This is a genomic window from Acinetobacter stercoris, assembly GCF_900323515.1.
GTDB classification, from domain to species: domain Bacteria; phylum Pseudomonadota; class Gammaproteobacteria; order Pseudomonadales; family Moraxellaceae; genus Acinetobacter; species Acinetobacter stercoris.
In genome coordinates this window covers 1-2313 of the sequence record NZ_OOGT01000332.1, presented here as the reverse complement: position 1 = coordinate 2313, position 2313 = coordinate 1, and the positions used below count along the sequence as shown (strand labels likewise).

The 2313-nt window shown below is 29.7% G+C and carries 1 protein-coding gene and 1 pseudogene; both read left to right on the top strand.

The window, feature by feature from the left end:
• Positions 1-176: 176 nt before the first annotated feature.
• Entirely contained in the window at positions 177-1841 is a 1665-nt protein-coding gene (locus KPC_RS19180) for a poly alpha-glucosyltransferase (RefSeq protein ID WP_121975909.1), read from the top strand.
• 133 nt (positions 1842-1974) lie between these two features.
• Positions 1975-2313 (top strand): annotated as a pseudogene (locus KPC_RS19175) (glycosyltransferase); the annotation flags it as partial.

Below are 2313 nucleotides of genomic sequence, written 5' to 3'. Positions count from 1 at the left end.
ATTTACTCAACTCGGTACAGCCCAAACAGTCGCTGTTGCATAAATATCGGGAAGATAGACTGACTCATCTTTATTTTTATTTATGCAACAAAGCCGAGAAAATATGGAATTAAAAGAAAAAATATAATAAATATGGTATATTAATCGCAGTTAAATTTTACTTTTATGTGTGAAGCATGGCAATTAAGACTTACAGTGAACTATTAAGTTTTAAAAAAAAATTAGTATCATGGGTTGAAGCAACAGTTATTAACAAGAAACTAGCTCAAGATAGTTATGTTCTCTTTTTATCTTACGGTAATATTAATCAACGTTGCCAGGTATGGAGTAGTCAAGATGCCAATATTCAAAAAGTCATAAAAAGATTGCTGAATTTTTTAGATAAATTATATACAAAAAATAGTTCATTAACTGATTTTATGAAAATTGATATTGCATATAATGTTGAAAAGAAAAGTTGGGATCAGGTTTGTGATTTAGTTAATACCCAAAAGCATAATAACCATATGCGTAAAGGAATTAGTTTGGATGAACGTTTTGAAATAAGTTTCCTTGAGCAAGAAATTTATGGAAAGGCGATTGTTAAAGGAGTAGTTTATAATGAACCAAACTTTTTTGATGAAAAGAATTTGAATGATGCTATTCGAAAAAAATACCCTAATATCACCAAAGAGTTTAAACTTGATAAAATACGGAATGCTTGGTTATTTGATACTTATGCTGCATTTTATGAAGACGATGGTTTTATTGATTTACATAGTCAGGGGTGTGAAAATGGAATACGTATATTAAATGGAAATAAAAAAGACCATATTAAAACATTAATTAAAAAAAATGCTCATTTTTTACATAATGAAATTCAATCAGATGGTCGATTTATATATGGATATTTCCCTGCTTATAATAGGGAAATTAAAAGTTATAATACTGTTCGACATTGTACGGCAATATATGCATTGCTTGAGACATTAGAAGTTGATTACAAGGTTGAATATTTAGAAAAAATCAAAAAATCGATTCAGTATGCGATCGATACTTTTTATAAAGAGATTGATGGCAAAGGATTTATGATAGATGGTCTTGCAGATCATTTAGAAATTAAATTGGGTTCTAATGCGACTGCGATTTTTATGTTGGCTAAGTACCAAGAAATTACTGAGGATGTGCAGTATGTAAATTATGCGGAAAAGCTTGCACAAGGTATACGTTCGATGGTTGATGAAAATGGGGAAACCATTCATGTCTTACATTACCCATCCCTTGAAGTGAAAGAAAAATTCCGCATTGTTTATTATGATGGTGAAGCTGCTTTAGGTTTATTACGTTTATATCAAATTAATCATGATCAGGAATTGTTAAATACCGTTAAGCTCATGTTTGAGCATTTTATTAGTAAAAATTATGACAAATATCATGATCATTGGTTAAGTTATTGTACCAATGAATTAACGCAGATTTGCCCTGAAGAAAAGTATTTCCAATTTGGAATTAATAACTATCTTAAGCATATGCGGTTTATTGCAGAACGTAGAACAGCTTATGCAACTTTCTTAGAAATGATGATATCAGCATATAAGATGGTCAATCGTTTAAAAGAAACAGAGTTTCCTGAATTGTATCAATCTGCCCAATTTGAAAATTTGAAAGAGTTAATCGAATTGCGTGTAGAGTTTCAACGTGCGACAGGATTTTTCTATCCTGAAATGGCGATGTATATGGCAAAACCAAGCAAGATTTTAAATTCATTTTATGTCCGCCATGATCGTTTTAGAACACGTATCGATGATCAGGAGCATAACCTATCGGGTTATGTGGCTTATGTGAATTTTTTCGAAAGATAATAGCCGTTAAAAATAAAATTTCTTTTATCTTAAAAGTTATATTTTATAGAAAATATTGATGTTAATTTTGAGGTTGGTTTAGTAGCGGAATTATGGATAACGTATTTTTTTAAATATTGATTTTGGTGTAAAATTGACAGGTATTGAGCGTTCATCGTTGAAACGTGCATTATTATTTGTGAATCATCTAAATATAATACCTACGTTTATTACATCAAAATTAAATTTAAACTTGCAGGAGAATGTAAATAAATTAAAAGAAATAGGATGGATGCCTGAAAAGTGTCAAGTAGTCAATGTTTATGATGAATTGAGAAGTCGTGGAACACCAAAAAATCAATTATATAGTCCATTTGATGTATTGGATGTAAAAGACTTTGAAGTAGTTGAAGTTAATGAAAAGCATCAACGATATTTTTCTAAAAATGGTAATTTTTCAATGTATGTGGTTTGGAGAAATAAAGATAAAAAG